Annotated in this window: 14 protein-coding genes, 1 other RNA gene and 1 pseudogene; 11 read left to right on the top strand and 5 right to left on the bottom strand. The window is 48.3% G+C overall.

Annotated features, from left to right (window positions below; genetic code table 11):
• Positions 1-31: 31 nt before the first annotated feature.
• Positions 32-961 (top strand): LysR family transcriptional regulator, encoded by a 930-nt coding sequence (locus tag FH968_RS13715; protein ID WP_139880385.1) that lies wholly within the window; start codon positions 32-34, stop codon positions 959-961.
• Between the two features lie 41 nt (positions 962-1,002).
• On the opposite strand, the gene garD is transcribed toward FH968_RS13715, so the two are convergent.
• A complete protein-coding gene (garD, locus tag FH968_RS13710; protein ID WP_139880384.1) occupies positions 1,003-2,574 on the bottom strand; it encodes a galactarate dehydratase in 1,572 nt (523 codons plus the stop codon).
• A 411-nt stretch (positions 2,575-2,985) separates the two neighbouring features.
• Between garD and FH968_RS13705 the strand changes: the two genes are divergently transcribed.
• The 6 genes and pseudogenes from FH968_RS13705 to FH968_RS13680 form a co-directional block, all read left to right on the top strand.
• Entirely contained in the window at positions 2,986-4,317 is a 1,332-nt protein-coding gene (locus FH968_RS13705; RefSeq protein WP_139880383.1) for an MFS transporter, read from the top strand.
• 37 nt (positions 4,318-4,354) lie between these two features.
• Complete coding sequence (gene garL, locus FH968_RS13700) at positions 4,355-5,125, top strand: 2-dehydro-3-deoxyglucarate aldolase (RefSeq protein WP_139880382.1); 771 nt, start codon at positions 4,355-4,357, stop codon at positions 5,123-5,125.
• A gap of 32 nt (positions 5,126-5,157) precedes the next feature.
• Positions 5,158-6,048, top strand: a complete 891-nt coding sequence (gene garR / locus FH968_RS13695; RefSeq protein WP_139880381.1) for a 2-hydroxy-3-oxopropionate reductase — start codon at positions 5,158-5,160, stop codon at positions 6,046-6,048.
• Positions 6,049-6,106: 58 nt separating this feature from the next.
• On the top strand, positions 6,107-7,252 hold the full coding sequence (garK, locus tag FH968_RS13690; RefSeq protein ID WP_139880380.1) for a glycerate 2-kinase: 1,146 nt from the start codon (positions 6,107-6,109) through the stop codon (positions 7,250-7,252).
• A 166-nt stretch (positions 7,253-7,418) separates the two neighbouring features.
• Positions 7,419-7,797, top strand: an RNA gene (gene rnpB, locus FH968_RS13685) — RNase P RNA component class A.
• 374 nt (positions 7,798-8,171) lie between these two features.
• Positions 8,172-8,378, top strand: a pseudogene (locus FH968_RS13680) (IS3 family transposase); the annotation flags it as partial.
• 64 nt (positions 8,379-8,442) lie between these two features.
• Here FH968_RS13680 and FH968_RS13675 read toward each other — a convergent pair.
• Both FH968_RS13675 and FH968_RS13670 read right to left on the bottom strand, forming a co-directional pair.
• Positions 8,443-9,906 carry a DUF1254 domain-containing protein gene (locus FH968_RS13675; RefSeq protein ID WP_139880379.1) on the bottom strand — a complete coding sequence of 488 codons (1,464 nt, stop codon included), beginning with the start codon at positions 9,904-9,906 and terminating at the stop codon, positions 8,443-8,445.
• Positions 9,907-9,918: 12 nt separating this feature from the next.
• Complete coding sequence (locus FH968_RS13670; protein WP_139880378.1) at positions 9,919-11,418, bottom strand: DUF1254 domain-containing protein; 1,500 nt, start codon at positions 11,416-11,418, stop codon at positions 9,919-9,921.
• 280 nt (positions 11,419-11,698) lie between these two features.
• On the opposite strand from FH968_RS13670, the gene FH968_RS13665 reads away from it, so the two are divergent.
• The 4 genes from FH968_RS13665 to FH968_RS13650 all read left to right on the top strand — a co-directional run bounded on the left by FH968_RS13665 (position 11,699) and on the right by FH968_RS13650 (position 17,146).
• The gene (locus FH968_RS13665; RefSeq protein ID WP_139880377.1) at positions 11,699-12,340 is read left to right on the top strand and encodes a helix-turn-helix domain-containing protein; all 642 of its coding nucleotides are present in this window, start codon (positions 11,699-11,701) and stop codon (positions 12,338-12,340) included.
• 521 nt (positions 12,341-12,861) lie between these two features.
• On the top strand, positions 12,862-13,959 hold the full coding sequence (locus FH968_RS13660) for an AAA family ATPase (RefSeq protein WP_139880376.1): 1,098 nt from the start codon (positions 12,862-12,864) through the stop codon (positions 13,957-13,959).
• A gap of 512 nt (positions 13,960-14,471) precedes the next feature.
• Positions 14,472-15,794: an amino acid permease gene (locus FH968_RS13655; protein WP_139880375.1), complete on the top strand. Its 1,323-nt coding sequence runs from the start codon at positions 14,472-14,474 to the stop codon at positions 15,792-15,794.
• A 44-nt stretch (positions 15,795-15,838) separates the two neighbouring features.
• Positions 15,839-17,146, top strand: coding sequence for a serine dehydratase subunit alpha family protein (locus tag FH968_RS13650; protein WP_139880374.1), 1,308 nt, complete (start codon positions 15,839-15,841; stop codon positions 17,144-17,146).
• A gap of 13 nt (positions 17,147-17,159) precedes the next feature.
• Here the strand turns inward: FH968_RS13650 and FH968_RS23665 are convergent, their stop codons facing one another.
• Both FH968_RS23665 and FH968_RS13645 read right to left on the bottom strand, forming a co-directional pair.
• The gene (locus tag FH968_RS23665; RefSeq protein ID WP_189389125.1) at positions 17,160-17,336 is read right to left on the bottom strand and encodes a hypothetical protein; all 177 of its coding nucleotides are present in this window, start codon (positions 17,334-17,336) and stop codon (positions 17,160-17,162) included.
• A gap of 34 nt (positions 17,337-17,370) precedes the next feature.
• A complete protein-coding gene (locus FH968_RS13645; protein ID WP_139880373.1) occupies positions 17,371-18,072 on the bottom strand; it encodes a pirin family protein in 702 nt (233 codons plus the stop codon).
• Positions 18,073-18,090 lie beyond the last annotated feature (18 nt).

The following is an 18,090-nucleotide window of genomic DNA, read 5'->3' as shown; positions in this document are numbered from 1 at the left end:
TCTGATTTTAAAGAGCAAGCTACTATGCCGTATGACTGAACCCGATCTGAACTTACTCATTGCGCTTGATGTGCTTCTTGCCGAAGGAAGTGTGGTTGGTGCTGCCCATCGCCTGGGGCTAAGTGCTTCGGCGATGAGCCGGACACTAAGCCGCCTTCGCGCCACGGTTGGCGACCCGCTATTGGTGCGGGCAGGGCGTAATATGGTGCTGACACCGTATGCCGAGGAAATCCGTGAGCGGGCGCAAAATGCGGCCTTTGAAGCTCGGGCCATTCTTCGTCCTTCTTCACATGCACTGAATCTTGCGACACTTGAACGCAGTTTTACCCTGCGAACTAACGCCGGGTTTATCGAAATCTTCGGTGCAGCGCTGATTGCCGCCGTTGCTGTCGTCGCGCCTTTGGTACAACTGCGTTTTATGCCAAAACCGGAGAAAACCGCGAAGTATTTACGTGAAGGCTTGATTGATCTTGAGGTGGGTGTTCTTGGGGAAATGGGGCCAGAAATACGGTTAACGGCGCTTTACCGAGACAGGTTCGTCGGTGTGGTCAGAAAAGGCCATTCATTGGAGCAAGACGGGGAAATTACCCCTGAGAAATATGCCGCGTTAGGGCATGTGGTGGTATCCCGTCATGAACGAGGCACCGGCCCGGTTGATGTGTTGCTGTCAGAACTTAATCTAACCCGCAAGATTGCGGCGATGGTGCCCGGTTTTCCTGCTGCATTGGCAGTGGCTCAGGCGTCCGATTTGGTGGCGTTGGTGCCAGGAACTTTCCTGTTAAATCAGCCGGGTATGAATGGGAATTCTGGTGAGGCCAGGCTCCATGTTTTTGAGCTGCCGGTAAAAACCAATGAAATTACAGTGTCGTTGATGTGGCATCCTCGCTCGGAAGTTGACCCGGCACATCGCTGGTTACGGCAACTGGTGATGAAAGTTTGCCGCGAGCGTGTGCCGGGGTAAAACCCATAAGGTTTCTTCTCCTAAGAGAAAGAGATAACGAATCAGGTCACTGGTGCTGGATTAAATACTGCCAGGGCGTTGTGCAGGCCCCATTGATCCGAGAAGGTTTTCTTACGCCCGCTTGCGACATCAAGAATAAATTTAAACAATTCCCAACCGACATCTTCAATGGTCGCCTCGCCGGTGGCGATGGTGCCTGCGTTGATGTCCATTAAGTCATACCAACGGTTTGCCAGAGCGGTGCGGGTTGCCATTTTAATCACTGGAACCGCCAACAAGCCGTACGGTGTACCGCGGCCCGTGGTGAACACTTGCACCGTAATGCCGGATGCCACCTGTTGTGTGCCGCAGACGAAATCACTGGCGGGAGTTGCCGCGAAAATCAGGCCGCGTTTGGTTGGGCGCTGTCCTGGTGAAAGCACTTCGACAATCGCGCTTTGACCTGACTTGGCGATTGAACCGAGTGCTTTTTCCACCACGTTTGCCAGGCCGCCTTTCTTGTTGCCCGGAGACGGGTTAGCGCTGCGGTCAGTTTTGCCCATCTCAAGATAGTTGTCGTACCATTCCATCTCTTCAAGCAGGCGTTTACCGACTTCTTCGTTGATGGCGCGTGGCGTTAACAAATGGATGGCATCACGCACTTCTGTGACTTCAGAGAACATCACTGTTCCACCGCAACGCACAATCAGATCAGATGCGTAACCCACCGCAGGGTTTGCTGTCACGCCGGAGAATGCATCGCTACCGCCACACTGCATCCCCACAACTAACTCAGAAGCCGGGCAGGTTTCACGTAGGCGCTGGTTCAGCTTGACCAGATGGCGCTCTGCTACAGTCAGGATGTCATCGACCATCGATTTAAAGCCGACGTGGTGTTCGTCTTGCAGACGCATAATGCTTGCATCGCCCACGTTAATCGACTGAACGTCGTCGGTGCCTTCCAACAGGCGTTCTGGTTGTAGCTTTTCACAGCCCAGGCCCACCACCATAATTTCGCCGCCAAAGTTCGGGTTCAGAGAAATATTATGGATAGTGCGAATTGGAATAACCGCCGCAGGTGCGTTGATAGCCACACCGCAACCGTACAGGTGATTGAGGCCAACTACACCGTCTACATTCGGGTAGCGCGGCAGTAAATCACGTTCAATAATTTTGATGACATAATCCACCACGCCCGCAACGCAATGCACACTGGTGGTGATGCCAAGCAGGTTTTTGGTGCCTACACTGCCGTCCGCATTGCGATAACCTTCGAAGGTATAACCTTCCAGGGGCGGTAAGGGTTCTGGCACTTTAGTGGCCAATGGCAGGGTGTTGAGTGGAGGTGCTTTTGGCAACTCCACTAATGATTCGTCAATCCAGCTACCGCGAGGAATATCACGCACCGCATAACCGATAACTTCACCGTAACGGATAATTTCACTGTGGGCAGGAATATCCACCAGTGCGGCTTTGTGGCCTTGCGGAATATGTTCGATGAGCACCAGTCCATCCGGGAAGCGAGTGCCTGCTTTCAGACCATTGTCATTAACAATAATAGCGACGTTATCTGTCTCATGAACTTTTATATAAAACGACCCTGGCGGTTGCTGTTTAATTTCTATATTTGACATTGTCGCTACTCTCCAGATATTACCTGAATGTTAATAAAATAATTTTCTAATCGTGATTTTCTCACAAGCTAAATAAAGAATGTCAGGGCGAGGTAAATAAAAATGTGACCAAGATCACTTAATATTGTGAGACCTTATCCAGCAGCGGGGGCAATCGACGAATTTGTGCAATACACCCCACAAACATGTGCACAAGTTTAATTATTTGGCTTTTAAAGTGTTATCCATTGTGCAAATGCCTAATGTTCATTTGTTCTGTGCTGGCTATACTGTGTTGCGAATGACAAACACCAGGTTAATTTCAATTAGCGGTATTATCCCAAGCTTTTATATCGAAAAGATAATTGTGAAATACCGCTTTATATAAATAAAAATCCTTGCATTAAGTGCCCGCTACAGAGGATGTCGAAAATGATTTTGGATACAGTAGTCGAATCAAAAAAAGGTAAGAACACGCGATACTTAATATTATTAATTATCTTTATTGTGACGACAATTAACTATGCAGATCGCGCTACGCTTTCTATTGCGGGTACTGAAGTTGCTAAAGAATTGCAGCTCAGTGCAATTTCAATGGGCTATATTTTCTCGGCGTTTGGTTGGGCTTATCTGTTGATGCAAATTCCTGGCGGTTGGTTACTTGACCGCTACGGCTCGAAGAAAGTCTATACCTACAGCTTGTTCTTTTGGTCACTGTTTACGTTCATGCAAGGCTTTGTCGATATGGTGCCGCTGGCCTACGCCGGTATCTCCATGTTCATCATGCGCTTTATGCTCGGCTTCTCTGAAGCGCCTTCTTTCCCGGCTAACGCCCGTATTGTTGCCGCCTGGTTCCCGACAAAAGAACGCGGTACGGCTTCAGCAATTTTTAACTCTGCACAGTATTTTTCGCTGGCGCTGTTCTCTCCATTGCTCGGTTGGTTGACCTTCGCATGGGGCTGGGAACATGTATTTACCGTGATGGGCGGCATTGGTTTTGTTCTTACCTTCTTGTGGGTGAAGTTTATCCACAACCCGACTGACCATCCTCGTATGTCTAAAGAGGAACTGGAATACATCTCCAAAGGTGGCGCAGTGGTTGATATGGACCACAAAAAGCCCGGCGCAGTCGTCGAAGGGCCGAAACTGCATTACATCAAGCAGTTGCTGACTAACCGTATGATGCTGGGCGTGTTCTTTGGCCAGTACTTCATTAACACCATCACCTGGTTCTTCCTGACCTGGTTCCCGATTTACCTGGTTCAAGATAAAGGCATGTCGATTCTGAAAGTGGGTATGGTCGCATCAATACCGGCGCTGTGTGGTTTTGCTGGTGGTGTGTTGGGCGGCGTATTCTCGGATTCGTTAATCAAACGCGGTTACTCGCTGACCGTAGCTCGTAAGATACCGATTGTTCTCGGGATGTTGCTCGCTTCTACCATCATTCTTTGTAACTACACCGACAGCACTGCACTGGTTATCGCACTGATGGCATTCGCATTCTTCGGTAAAGGTTTTGGTGCCCTGGGTTGGCCGGTGATTGCTGATACCGCTCCAAAAGAGATGGTTGGCCTGTGCGGTGCGGTGTTCAACGTATTTGGCAATATCGCTTCTATCGTGACGCCACTGGTGATTGGTTACCTGGTTTCTGAACTTCACTCCTTCAATGCGGCGCTGATCTTTGTTGGCTGCTCGGCGCTGATGGCAATGGTTTGTTATCTGTTCGTAGTTGGCGACATTAAACGTATGGAATTGCAGAAGTAATTAACTCAACAGATAACTGGATAAATAAGGGCAACAGATGAATACCAACGTTTTCCCAAATAAATTCAAAGCAGCACTGGCAGCAAATCAGACTCAAATCGGTTGCTGGTCTGCGTTGGCAAATCCTATCAGCACTGAAGTGCTGGGCCTGGCTGGGTTCGACTGGATTGTGCTGGATGGCGAACATGCGCCAAACGACATCACGACTTTTATTCCGCAACTGATGGCGCTGACCGGCAGCCACAGCGCTCCTGTAGTGCGTGCTCCGACCAACGACCCTGTTGTGATTAAGCGTTTGCTGGATATTGGTTTCTATAACTTCCTGATTCCGTTTGTTGAGACTCAGGAAGATGCGGAGCTGGCGGTGTCCTCAACCCGCTATCCACCAGAAGGTATCCGTGGCGTGTCGGTTTCACACCGTAGTAACGGCTACGGCACCGTGGTGGATTACTTCAAACAAGTAAATCAGAACATCACCATCCTGGCGCAAATCGAAAGCCAGGAAGGTATTGACAACCTGGATGCGATTGCCGCGACCAGCGGTGTAGATGGCATTTTTGTCGGCCCTGGCGATTTGTCTGCGGCATTAGGGCATCTCGGCAACCCGTCACATCCGGAAGTACAGAGCGCAATTGAGCATATTTTTGCTCGTGCGAAAGCACACGGTAAGCCTTCAGGCATCCTGGCTCCAGCCGAAGCCGATGCACGCCGCTACCTGGAATGGGGCGCAACGTTTGTTGCCGTAGGCAGTGATTTGGGCGTATTCCGCTCTGCCACACAAAAGTTGTGCGACCAGTTTAAAAAATAACGTCCACCTGTATCTAAAGAGAGATTAACGCTATGACACTGAAAGTTGGTTTTATTGGTCTGGGCATCATGGGCAAACCAATGAGTAAAAACCTCATCAAAGCCGGTTATTCCCTGGTGGTTGCTGACCGTAATGCAGAGGTGATTGCTGAAGTTATCGCCGCTGGTGCAGAAACTGCTGCCACACCAAAACAGATTGCTGAGCAGTGTGATGTGATTATCACCATGTTGCCTAACTCCCCACATGTGAAAGAAGTCGCGTTGGGCGAAAACGGCATTATCGAAGGTGCGAAACCTGGCACCGTCGTTATCGACATGAGTTCCATCGCGCCGCTGGCGAGCCGTGAAATCAGCGAAGCGCTGAAAACAAAAGGCATCGACATGCTGGATGCACCAGTAAGCGGCGGCGAGCCAAAAGCGATTGAAGGCACACTGTCAGTTATGGTCGGTGGTGATAAAGCGATTTTCGACAAGTATTACGACCTGCTTAAAGCGATGGCGGGTTCCGTCGTGCATACCGGTGATATTGGTGCGGGTAACGTGACCAAGTTGGCAAACCAGGTGATTGTGGCGCTGAATATTGCGGCGATGTCTGAAGCCCTGGTGTTGGCTACCAAAGCGGGTGTGGACCCTGAATTAGTCTTCCAGGCTATTCGTGGCGGCCTTGCGGGCAGCACCGTTTTGGAAGCTAAAGCGCCAATGGTGCTGGAGCGTAACTTCAAGCCAGGTTTCCGTATCGACCTGCACATTAAAGACCTGGCGAACGCGCTGGATACATCCCACGGTGTTGGTGCACAACTGCCACTGACTGCTGCGGTAATGGAAATGATGCAAGCTTTGCGTGCAGACGGACACGGTAACGATGACCACAGTGCTATCGCGTGCTACTACGAAAAACTGGCGAAAGTAGAAGTCGGTAAATAAAAGAGATGGGCATCTCCAGATGCCCAGTTTTTCTCGGCCCTTTTGGCATGGACATACTATGAAAATCGTTATCGCACCCGACTCTTATAAAGAAAGCCTCTCAGCGGTTGAAGTGGCACAGGCGATTGAAAAAGGATTCCGCGAAATATTTCCTGATGCGGAATATATATCGGTCCCGGTTGCAGATGGCGGGGAAGGGACGGTCGATGCCATGATCAGTGCCACGCAGGGCAAAAAAATCACCACTACAGTGACAGGGCCGCTGGGTGAACCGGTTACGGCGTACTGGGGAATGTCCGGCGACGGCCAAACCGCGATTATCGAAATGGCCGAAGCCAGTGGACTTGCTCTGGTGCCAATCGAGGACCGCAACCCTCTTGTTACGACCTCGCACGGTACTGGCGAACTGATTTTGCATGCTCTGGATAACGGCGCGCGCAACATTATTATCGGCATCGGTGGTAGTGCTACGAACGACGGCGGCGCAGGCATGGTGCAGGCGCTTGGCGCAAAATTGTGCGACGCAACAGGCAAAGAAATCGGCTACGGCGGCGGCAGCCTGATGAGCCTGAACAGCATCGATATTTCAGGCCTGGATAGCCGTTTGGCTGACTGCATAATTAATGTTGCCTGCGATGTGACTAATCCATTAATCGGCGACAACGGCGCATCACGTATTTTCGGGCCCCAAAAAGGGGCCGATGAAGCAATGATTGTTGAGCTGGATGCCAATCTAGCCCACTTTGCTGATGTGATTAAAAAAGACTTACGTGTTGATGTGAAAAACGCACCAGGTGCGGGTGCAGCAGGCGGTATGGGTGCTGCGCTAATGGCGTTCCTCGGTGCCGAGTTACGTAGCGGTGTAGAGATTGTGACGGAAGCTCTGCATCTTGAAGAACATATCCATGATTGCTCACTGGTTGTGACTGGTGAAGGGCGCATGGACAGCCAGAGTATTCGCGGCAAAGTTCCTGTAGGTGTGGCGGCAGTGGCGAAAAAGTACCGCAAACCAGTGATTGGCATCGCAGGTTCGCTGACCTGCGATGTAGCCGTTGTCCATCAATATGGCATCGACGCGGTTTATAGCGTGCTCAATAGTATTGGTACGTTGGAAGAAGCACTGAAAAATGCATTTGATAATATTTATCGCGCATCGCGCAATATTGCAGCAACGGTTGCAATAGGCATGAATATCAATCACTAACACACCCTAAATAATTCGAGTTGCAGGTAGGCGGCAAGGGAGATGAACCCCAGGAGCTTGCTTTAGTAAGTGACTGGGGTCAGTGATTGCAGCCAACACCCCTGCAGCTTGAAGTATGACGGGTATAGGCGTGACAGCGGGGTGCAAACCCTTTATACTTCGCGCCGAAGCTGACCAGACAGTCGCCGCTTCGTCGTCGTCCTCTTTCGGGGGGAGACGGGCGGAGGGGAGGAAAGTCCGGGCTCCATAGGGCAGGGTGCCAGGTAACGCCTGGGGGGGTAACCCACGACCAGTGCAACAGAGAGCAAACCGCCGATGGCCCACGCAAGTGGGATCAGGTAAGGGTGAAAGGGTGCGGTAAGAGCGCACCGCGCGGCTGGTAACAGTCCGTGGCACGGTAAACTCCACCCGGAGCAAGGCCAAATAGGGGTTCACTAGGTACGGCCCGTACTGAACCCGGGTAGGCTGCTTGAGCCAGTGAGCGATTGCTGGCCTAGATGAATGACTGTCCACGACAGAACCCGGCTTATCGGTCAGCTTCAACTTTTTTAAAAACAATAAGTTGATGTATCTCAGGTGCTTAGAAGTATAAGTGAGATACAGAATGGGATACATCAACGATTGTTACCTACCTCATACGCTTCAGCGTAACGGCGTTTTTTACGCCTACTTCAGATTGTCTGATAATCAATTTTTCCGTTGCTCGCTTGGTACGGATAGCCCGCGCCGATGTCAGTTCCTCATCTCTCGACTAACTCCATTCTTCACTCTTTTACGATCTGGTACTATCCACCGCGATCAATTACAGAGAATCATACGAAGGATGAAATAACTCTCCCAGCATGACATTGATGCTTTTGTAGTCGCGCAACATGCGGAGGTTTTTGGCTATGTTGAGAATATCCCCGCCGACGCTCACCAGCGTGGCAACTGCTGGGATAATGCGGTGGCAGAATCGTTCTTCAGTTCACTGAAAAAAGAACGTATCAGAAAACGGATGTATAAAACCCGGGAACTGGCCCGGGCGGATATCTTCGATTACATTGAAGTGTTCTACAACCGAAGCCGACGCCATAGCCATCTCGGTGGTGTCAGTCCTGAGGCCTTCGAGAAGGCCTCGTCGTGAGGACAGAAACTGTCTATGGAATCGAGGACACTCCAACAAGGGGGCTTATCGGTTTTCAAAAAAATTATTTAGCCATCTCAATTTTCGGTGGCTGCCAGGTGCCATCGAGAATAGCCTTCTCACCCCAATATGCTCGGATGTAAAGTGAGAATGCCCCTTCTGGTGCCGGAAGCCAGTTATTCACTTTATCTTTTCCAGGATTGGTTTTGCTGACATACAGCGTCAATGAACCATCGCTATTGTATTGGAGATCTTTATTTTTCGTCCCCAGAGAGTAACGATTGAGTTCATTCGGGCTGAACAAATGCTTGCTGTTATAAAGGGTCAACGACCAGAATCCCTTCACCGGCGGAATGCCACCTTTCGGGAAGGTCACGGTATAGTCGTGATCCCCTGAAAGCGGTTTTCCTAGAGCATCATTATCGGTGTAGAAGTACTGAGTTTCATCAGGTTTGTTATCGAACATGTTCGATTTTGCCGTGCCTGTGCGGTTGTAGTAATCCACGCCAAACTGAGCATTATTCTTCGAACGGTTCCAGCCATTACCTGCCGGTACGCCGTTATTTTTCCATTTGAAAAATTCAGCAATAACGTTCTTATCTGTTTCTGCCGCGGCTTCATCCATCCATTTACGAATCTGCGGGTCTTTTTTACCAGCTTCAATCAGATGATGGTACTGAGCATACATGGCTTCTTCCCCCGGCAATGCGGGAACTTTATTCAGCACATTATCCAGCTGATCGAAGAATTTCTCAGGAATAACCCATTTTGTTTCACCAGCATCTGGATCAGGTTTACCACCAATAGACGGGATAGTTGAATATTCATATGACTTCATCTTGCCAGTGAACTCACTCAATGGATAGCTCATTACCTGTTTGATCGGGGCTTGAATTGCCGTACGATCTTCAGCCGTATCGTCCATCTGAATGCGTGGGATCATGTTCGCCATTTCGGTACTGGAACGGATTACACCATTAAAACCTTTCGGTTTTTCCCCTTTCCAATTTGGCCCGACCAACAAATAGAAACCGGGTTTAGTTCCGTACGGCTTACCTATATTGCCAATCTGGTTAGTTCGGGCATCATAAATGGCATAAACCCAGAAACGCTTCCCAAAGTCAGGAACTTGAATGACGACGGGTCCCTTATCCAGCTCAAAGAACCCCAGACCATAAGCCACATCCTGATTTGGACAGGTCACAAAGGTTTCCTGGGGCTTGATGTAGTCCGTCAACATACTCAACTGACCCATCGGTGCAACGGGCACCATTCCGCCATTAAGCGCAGGATATGGAGCTTTGGTAATTGTTTCGCGACGGTTAAATTGGTTTACCATCGGCCAACCCCAGATATAAGCCTGTTGCGCGATCGCCTTCACATAGGCTTCCGGCATAGTGACTTCTGCCGGTGTGGTTGCCATTTCTTCAAACTTAGTCGGATGAGGAATGGCCAGCGGCGCAGACTGTGCCATTGCACCAGCGCTGAATGCCAGTGCGGTTAAAAGTGCCAAATGCTTTAATTTCATAATAAAAACCTCTTACTTATTGGTTTGCACCAGATCATCTGGCACCCAAGTCTGATCGTAGAATCCATCACCCGTGCCATACAGACGCAATGCCACCAGGAAGTTACGATTAGACACCGTTTTGATAAAGGCGTTATCAGCTACACCGTCCGGTTTTTTCGGACCAAACCAGATATCAAGGGAACCATCGCTATTTTTCGGCAGGTTGTAGTAACCATTGGTGGATGGCAGCAGCTGATCGGTTTCAGGCATGGTGCCGTCGGTGATGTTATAAGCCGTCACCGCCCAGAACAGACCCGCAGGTGGATTCGGCGGAAGATGCAATTTATAGGTATTGCTTCCGTCAAGATGCTTACCGGTATTATCTTTGGTTGTGTACGGATATTTTGAACCTGCACCTGTCGTGTGCATCACCATCGCCGCAGCGCTGGAATAGGCAATCTGGAAGAAAGATGCACGCTGGTTTGCATCAAGCGTGCCGTACTGCATCCACTCGGCGGTTGCACCTGCCCATGAATTTTCGTACTGGCGATTTTTGTAATACAGCTGACGTTGATCATCACGACCCACCTGACGGCGAGCGAGGATCATGCGTGGCGCTGTTTCTACCGCTTTCTTCAGCAGTTCCTGCTGTTTAGCCGTTGGTTTAAACGGTTTGCCTTTCACAATACCAACGCTTAAAAGCGCGCTGCGGGTATCATCCGGAATCGCGGTCAGTGGTTCGTAGTCCACGAAGTCTTTCAGCTTTTTCCAGTAGCTGCTATCCGTTGGGTACATCATATTGACGCGTTTTCCGCTGGCGTCCGGGAACTGCATCGGCTTCACTTCTTTTTCCACGTCCCACAGCGGGTAAATGCGTGTTGTTTCGGCATTTTTCACCGCAGGGGTCGGATCTGGTTTGCCATCACCTTTCCCCATAATGGTACGGAAGAACAAGAACACGTTATAAGTAGAGGATTTGAACGCGTAGTATCCCTGAGGAATAGGTCCTTCATAATCAGGCGGTAACAGGAGATACAGACCTCCACGAGCACGATCCGGGCCAATGGCACCCACATCCGTAATCGTTTTCTGGAAGAAGTCGGTAAACATACCGATCACATTGGCTGGTGCTTTCACGACCAGAGGACCCGTTTCTTTCAGATCCAAGTAGCTCATCGAATAAATGACATCGCCATTAGGTGTTGGAACCACGGCGCGGCTATCCATACGCTCTTTCCAGATCGGCAGGACATTGTAGCCTTTACCAAACGCGGCCTCTGAACCATCGCGCAAACCGATAGTGTTCAGCAATGGAAGCGTTTGAATATAAGCATGAATAGCATCCTGATAATACAGTTCATCACTAAGGTTCGTCGCTTCTTGTTGTGGTAACCAGTTACCGTTATTCAGTTGCTTCATCAGTGGAGACATTGGCGCTGAGGTATCAGCCGCAATAGCGACAGAAGACGCCAGGCAAGCCGCTATGACTGCACTTTCTATCAATCGTTTAGCAAATTGTTGATTGAACATTGGAAACCCCATTATACAAAGAGTTAAGTTTTAGATTAGCGTAGTCTGCTTCTACTGGAAGGAAAGCCATTCTGAGGTTGCAGATAGCCGTAACACTCGTTTTTATGAGTATAAAACGTTCAGGATATTTGAAGGCCTACGGGTTAATCTTGATAGTTAGTCTACTCAGATTTTTTACATTCGATAGTCCATGCAGGGACTTATGGGGAAAATTGACGACCGCAGTTGCTGCGTGGAAAATATGATGGCATATTTGCGTCAATCATAGATGGGGGATTTTATGCGCTTTGTTTTTGAAAATATTCATGAACATTACAGGACTCTTGAGTTAAATAAACATCAAGGTGAAGTTATTTCCTGTGCTCAATCCTTCATGCTCAAGGTCAATGAGCCACTTATGCCTGAAGCAGGTTATATTTATTATGTTCCGGAGGGTGTACTGTCTATCGCCATGGATGAGGATCCCAGAATTATTGGTACAACCATCGAATATATGCCTGTTGGATTACTGGAGTATCTGTGTCCAATGGTTTCGTTTAACTACACCGCACTTACCTCCGCAAAGATATTAAAAATAAGTACCAGTGATTTTGAACGAATTTTTTTTAACACTTCAATGGACTACATGAAGGAATTGACTACCATTCTTTCATATATGCTCATTGTTGTTTTAGATGTCCATGTCGAAAGAAGAGCAGATTCTGGTTATCACACTATTAAAGCAATGTTACGTCGTTATCTCTATAGAAGAACAGTAAATACGCAAGAAAATGAAGGTATTGCTAACTTTATAATTCGAAGGACCAATATTTCCAGAAGTTATGTTTTTCGTGTTCTTGCAGAATTAAAGGAAGGGGGGTATATCACCGTTAAAAAAGGAAAGCTTATTTCAATCGATAGAACATTGCCATATGATTTTTAGCAGATCAAAATACATTCTGATAAATATTAAGAAGTAGTTCATAAAGATACTAAAAGCATTAAATCCACTTTTTCAAACATTTACCACAAATTGAAAAAATAATCACCTTCACCAAAAAATATTATATTCACTACCCGTACCATTCAAACTCGTCTTTTGATTAGACCTTCCGTCTTACAAAGATAATCAGCTTCACTTTTCTTCACTTTTGACATGACCCCATCGATGAACATATGTCAGTACGCATGACTTCCATTTCTGGGGGGATGTCCTTAAAACCAGGAGCAAAAATATTAAAATAGGAAACTGCAAATGTGATACACAATGGGATACATTGTGGGCTACAACCACGCTACCACCGCTTTTGATGCCTGCTTAGATGGGATACAAACCCGGCTTATCGGTCAGCTTCAACCATTCATAAAAACCCCACGCAATGTAAATTGTGTGGGGTTTTTCTTTTGGGGCGAGGACGAACTATTGCCATAATAGAACCTCTTCCCACCATTGGACTGCCCTGCATGATCAAATCCCTGCATATCGACAATTACCGTTCAGTGCGCAAACTCTCCATCGATCTGGGACAACTGAACGTGGTTGTCGGTCCGAATGGCTGTGGGAAGTCCAACATTTATAAAGCGATCCATTTGATGCATGGTGCCGCGGGCGGGATGCTGTCGCACTGGCTGTCAGATGAAGGTGGGATTCAGAAAGTCATGTGGGCGGGAGCTCGTGCAAAAGGGTATGCAAGTGCGCCACGTCGTATGACGCTCGCGGTGGATACCGACGATTTTGAGTATGAATTGCAGGTCGGCTTCCCCGACAAACTGCCGTATCCGACAATGTTCGATCTCGATCCTATCGTCAAAGAAGAGCAAATCTGGCTGAGCGGGTTTCGCCGCCGCCCTTCGTCTTCCATTATGCATCGCCGCAACCAGGCCGTTTTTCTCAACGATGTTAACGGTGAAAAAGTGACTCATGCCGCCACGCTTTACGAAAACGAATCTCTGTTTGGCCAATTGGGTGAACCGCATTTGTATCCGGAAGTATCCAGCGCGCGTGAAACGCTCCGTAACTGGCGCTTTTATCATGAGTTCGATATCTCTAAAGGGGCTGGTTTACGTTTGCCGCAGGTGGGTTATCGTTCGCCAGTGCTGGCGGGTGATGGCTTAAACCTGGCCGCCGCTTTCCAGACTATCGTCGAGATTGGTGATAGCGAATTGATGTATGCGGTATTGGATGAGGCGTTCCCGGAATGTACGTTCTTCTGTGATAACAGTAACGGACGCTTCCAGATGATGATGCACCGGCAGGGGATCAACCGCCCACTGGAGTCAGCTGAGTTTTCGGACGGAACTCTGCGTTTTCTGTGTCTGACCGTCGCGCTGCTTAGCCCACGCCCGCCTCTTTTTATTGCATTGAATGAACCTGAAAATAGCCTGCACCCACAAATGTTGCCTGCACTTGCGCACCTTATTGCGCAAGCGAGCCGCTATACACAAATTTGGCTAACCAGCCATTCGCCAGAGCTGGCCACGCTTATCGGAAAACATACGCCGTTTACGCTTTATCAACTGGCCATTGAAAACGGCGAGACGTCCGTGAACCGTCTTTCATAATAGTTAGCTGTAAGGAAATGGCATGATGGCAGTGAAAAGCACTAAACCTTAACTTTATATTTACAATATTTAGATGTTAATTCTGAATGGCTTGTAGAGTGTGAAGTGCTTCAAAAACTGGAGCCGGCGATGTTACATGGTATTAACCTCGGTTGGTGCGCTGGCTCACACCCCTTTATGTGAAAGCCGTTTCCCTTAAGAAATACGATTTAGATAAAAGCCTTTAAAAACAAATTGTTATACTGTAAAGAAATACCCCTCAATAATTATTTCCTACATAATCGCAAAAAATACAAAGTAAATATGTGGATTTTTCACTGAATGGAGAAATTTTTCCTCTTTTACCCATATTGTTTGTATGGAGTAGCAAATTTTTTCTCCAGTGCTCGCGCTATCCTTTTCGAATTCTAATAAGACCTGGGAAACATTGATTTCAGGAATTCTATCGTCTGGGAAATAACTCTGTAATTAATAATCACAATTAAAACCTACAAATATAAGCGAGCACTTTTATGGAAATAGGAAGCATTACTGCGATTGATATTCCAGCATCTGGCCGAGCAGGAATGACAGAGAGTGAGTGGCAAGCAGCAACCAAGTTTGATAGTACCGATGTTGGCTGGGTAATCATGAGTATCGGTATGGCAATTGGTGCAGGGATAGTTTTTTTACCCGTACAGGTTGGATTAATGGGGCTGTGGGTATTTCTGCTCTCCTCGATAGTCGGGTATCCGGCGATGTATCTTTTCCAGCGATTGTTTATTAATACGCTTGCTGAGTCACCGGAATGTAAGGACTACCCCAGTGTTATTAGTGGATATCTCGGTAAGAACTGGGGTGTGTTATTAGGTGCGCTCTATTTCATTATGCTGGTTATCTGGATGTTCGTTTATTCCACAGCTATTACGAATGACAGTGCCTCCTATTTACATACTTTCGGTGTGACCAAAGGGCTTTTGTCTGATAACCCTTTTTATGGTCTGGCGCTGATTTGTATTTTGGTCGCTATCTCCTCGCGTGGGGAAAAACTTTTATTTAAAGTTTCGAGCTTTATGGTTTTGACCAAACTCCTGGTCGTCGCAGCACTAGGTGTATCAATGATAGGCATGTGGCACCTGTATAACGCAGGGACATTGCCGCCAATGGGGCTACTTATCAAGAATGCTATCATTACATTGCCTTTTACTCTGACTTCCATTTTGTTTATTCAAACGCTTAGTCCAATGGTTATTTCTTATCGTTCAAAGGAAAAATCACGGGAGGTTGCGCGCTTTAAAGCGCTGCGCGCCATGAATATTGCGTTTGGCGTGCTTTTCGTCACTGTCTTCTTTTACGCGGTATCTTTTACTCTCGCAATGGGACATGACGAAGCAGTAAAAGCCTACGAGCAAAATATTTCTGCACTTGCTATTGCGGCTCAATTCATTAATGGAACCTCCGGTGCATGGGTTACGGTTGTGAGCGTGATATTAAATATCTTTGCAGTGGTGACGGCCTTCTTTGGTGTTTATCTTGGTTTCCGTGAGGCGACTCAAGGTATCGTTATTAATATTCTACGCCGCAAAATACCCGAGGAAAAAATTAACGAGAAATGGGTTCAGCGAGGAATTATGGTGTTTGCCATATTGTTGGCGTGGAGTGCAATTGTACTCAATGCTCCAGTATTAAGCTTCACTTCAATTTGCAGCCCAATATTTGGCATGGTGGGATGTTTAATTCCGGCATGGTTGGTTTATAAAGTCCCTGCATTGCATAAATACAAAGGCGCTTCACTGGTCATCATCATTATTACCGGGTTGTTGCTGTGCATTTCTCCGTTCCTCGCCTTCTCATGAGAAGCGAGTGTTTGTATTGTAGTTATAAGTATTAAGGCTAAAAAATGGCAAATCATGAAATGAGTCCTGAATGGGCCGAATTAATCCGTGCTGTAAAACAAAATGTGAAGCCAGCCGTTGGTTGTACAGAACCTGTCTCACTGGCGCTGGCAAGTGCATTGGCGGCCTCACATTTGGCAGGGCGAGTGATTCGAATTGAAGCCAAAGTTTCACCGAATCTGATGAAAAATGGTATGGGTGTGACGGTTCCTGGAACGGGTATGGTTGGCCTGCCTATTGCCGCTGCAGTAGGTGCGCTGGGCGGAGATCCTCACGCTGGTTTAGAAGTGCTAAAAGGTGCACCGGTAGAGGCTATTGCTGCCGGAAAACTTCTGCTGGCGAGCGGTAAAGTGATGGTGGCAATCCAGAAACCTTGCGACGAAATACTGTACGCCAGCGCCACTGTGTATACCGAAGATGAGTCGGCAACCGTGGTCATTTCTGGTGAGCACACAAAAGTAACGAGAATCGAAAAAGACGGCATAGTGCTATTTGATGCAAAAGGAGAACGTCAGCCAGTTGAGGACGGGCAGGAATGCCATATGGAACGATTTAACCTTCAGCAACTCGTTGAGTTTACGCAAGGTGTTCCCTTCGTTGAAATTGGCTTCATTCTGGATGCAGCCTTGCTCAATAGTGAGTTGTCTCGCGAAGGGCTTCGTGCCCAATATGGTTTGCATATTGGTTCGACATTACAGCGGCAGCGTTCACGAGGCTTAATGGCCAAAGATCTGTTAACCGACATAATGATCCGCACCGCGGCTGCGTCTGATGCGCGAATGGGAGGCGCTTGTCTTCCTGCGATGAGTAATTCAGGTTCCGGGAACCAGGGGATTACAGCGACCATGCCGGTTGTGGTGGTGGCTGAACACCTTGGATGTGATAGCGAGCAGTTGGCGCGGGCACTGATACTTTCACATCTCACGGCGATTTATATCCACCATCAGCTACCTTCGCTTTCTGCCTTGTGTGCCGCAACAACGGCTGCAATGGGAGCTGCGGCAGGGATAACCTGGCTAATCGAGGGCAGCTATCAGAGTATCTCAATGGCGATTAGCAATATGATCGGTGATGTCAGCGGCATGATTTGTGATGGCGCATCAAATAGCTGCGCAATGAAAGTCACTACCAGTGCTGCTTCGGCATGGAAGGCGGTTTTGATGGCGCTGGACAATACCGCTGTCAGTGGCAATGAAGGGATTGTCGCGAATGATGTGGAACAGTCGATTCGCAATCTGTGTGCGCTGGCAAGCAATGCTATGCAGCACACAGATCGTCAGATTATTGAGATAATGGCGAGCAAGGTTGCTTAATTAAATCAGGCAACTACAGGCTGGCTTCTTCTTCAGCCAGCCGCACACCGGCTTCGCTGACAATCGCTTCCAGCTCCGTCAACATTTCATCGTAACTCAGTTCGGAGGCGGCGGTTTCCATTACAATGGCAGCCGCTGCTGGCGACACTGTATTTTTCTCGCTTCGTTTTGCTGCTGATTTCTTACTCACAAATGACTCCTGTTGGTATGCCGGCCGGTACTGGTCAGACCGGTAAATCTATCAGCAATGCACGCAATGAGGTATCAGCGACCAGCGTTATGTTAGCTTCGTCACGGATAAAAGCCCCATCGCCACAGGTAAGCCCTTCTTTTTCCTCGGCCGAAGTCACCGCGTGAACGGTTCCGTGAATCGACTGCAAATACGCTCGCGGGCCATGTAGCTGGAAACTTAGCTGCTGGCCTTTCTCCAGTTCAATCTGGTGAATCCACACTTGTTGGCGCAATTGCAGGCTATCTTTGCTGCCATCAGGCGAAGCCAGTAATTGCTGCGGTTGATCTGCAAGCGTGATTTTTTGCACCAGAGGGTTTTCACGTTCCGGGCATGCGTCCAACCATAGCTGCATCCGTGTCAGCGAATTCTCTTTGCTGAGGTTATGCTCGCTGTAACTTAGCCCTGGCTGGGTAGAAAGCAGCAGGGCTTCACCGGCTTTAACCTGAGCGTGGTTACCTTCGCTATCGCGGTATTCTGCTTCACCTTCCAGTATCAAATTAAGAATGTCGACCTTTGGGTAGGTACGCGGTTGGAAAGATGCGCCTGGTGCTAATACTTCCTGATTGAGTACACGCAACGAAGCATAGCCCAGCAATTTAGGGTCGAAATAGTGACCGAAGGAAAACGTATAGCGTGCCTGTAGCCACCCGTAGTCCGCTTTCCCGCATTGTTTGGCAGTTCTTGGCGTAATCATAATGTCTTGGCCTCTTTT

This window comes from Buttiauxella sp. B2 (assembly GCF_006376615.1).
GTDB lineage: Bacteria > Pseudomonadota > Gammaproteobacteria > Enterobacterales > Enterobacteriaceae > Buttiauxella.
Note: the sequence above shows the minus strand (reverse complement) of the source record. Positions and strands in the feature narration are given on the sequence as shown.

Excerpts from the sequence above, each read along its gene's own strand:
- garK (WP_139880380.1), top strand. The coding sequence starts at position 6,107 with ATGAAAATCGTTATCGCACCCGACTCTTATAAAGAAAGCCTCTCAGCG.
- FH968_RS13655 (WP_139880375.1), top strand. The coding sequence starts at position 14,472 with ATGGAAATAGGAAGCATTACTGCGATTGATATTCCAGCATCTGGCCGA.
- FH968_RS13715 (WP_139880385.1), top strand. The coding sequence starts at position 32 with ATGACTGAACCCGATCTGAACTTACTCATTGCGCTTGATGTGCTTCTT.
- FH968_RS13650 (WP_139880374.1), top strand. The coding sequence starts at position 15,839 with ATGGCAAATCATGAAATGAGTCCTGAATGGGCCGAATTAATCCGTGCT.
- FH968_RS13675 (WP_139880379.1), bottom strand. The coding sequence starts at position 9,906 with ATGAAATTAAAGCATTTGGCACTTTTAACCGCACTGGCATTCAGCGCT.
- garD (WP_139880384.1), bottom strand. The coding sequence starts at position 2,574 with ATGTCAAATATAGAAATTAAACAGCAACCGCCAGGGTCGTTTTATATA.
- FH968_RS13665 (WP_139880377.1), top strand. The coding sequence starts at position 11,699 with ATGCGCTTTGTTTTTGAAAATATTCATGAACATTACAGGACTCTTGAG.
- FH968_RS13645 (WP_139880373.1), bottom strand. The coding sequence starts at position 18,072 with ATGATTACGCCAAGAACTGCCAAACAATGCGGGAAAGCGGACTACGGG.
- garL (WP_139880382.1), top strand. The coding sequence starts at position 4,355 with ATGAATACCAACGTTTTCCCAAATAAATTCAAAGCAGCACTGGCAGCA.
- FH968_RS13660 (WP_139880376.1), top strand. The coding sequence starts at position 12,862 with ATGATCAAATCCCTGCATATCGACAATTACCGTTCAGTGCGCAAACTC.
- garR (WP_139880381.1), top strand. The coding sequence starts at position 5,158 with ATGACACTGAAAGTTGGTTTTATTGGTCTGGGCATCATGGGCAAACCA.
- FH968_RS13705 (WP_139880383.1), top strand. The coding sequence starts at position 2,986 with ATGATTTTGGATACAGTAGTCGAATCAAAAAAAGGTAAGAACACGCGA.
- FH968_RS13670 (WP_139880378.1), bottom strand. The coding sequence starts at position 11,418 with ATGTTCAATCAACAATTTGCTAAACGATTGATAGAAAGTGCAGTCATA.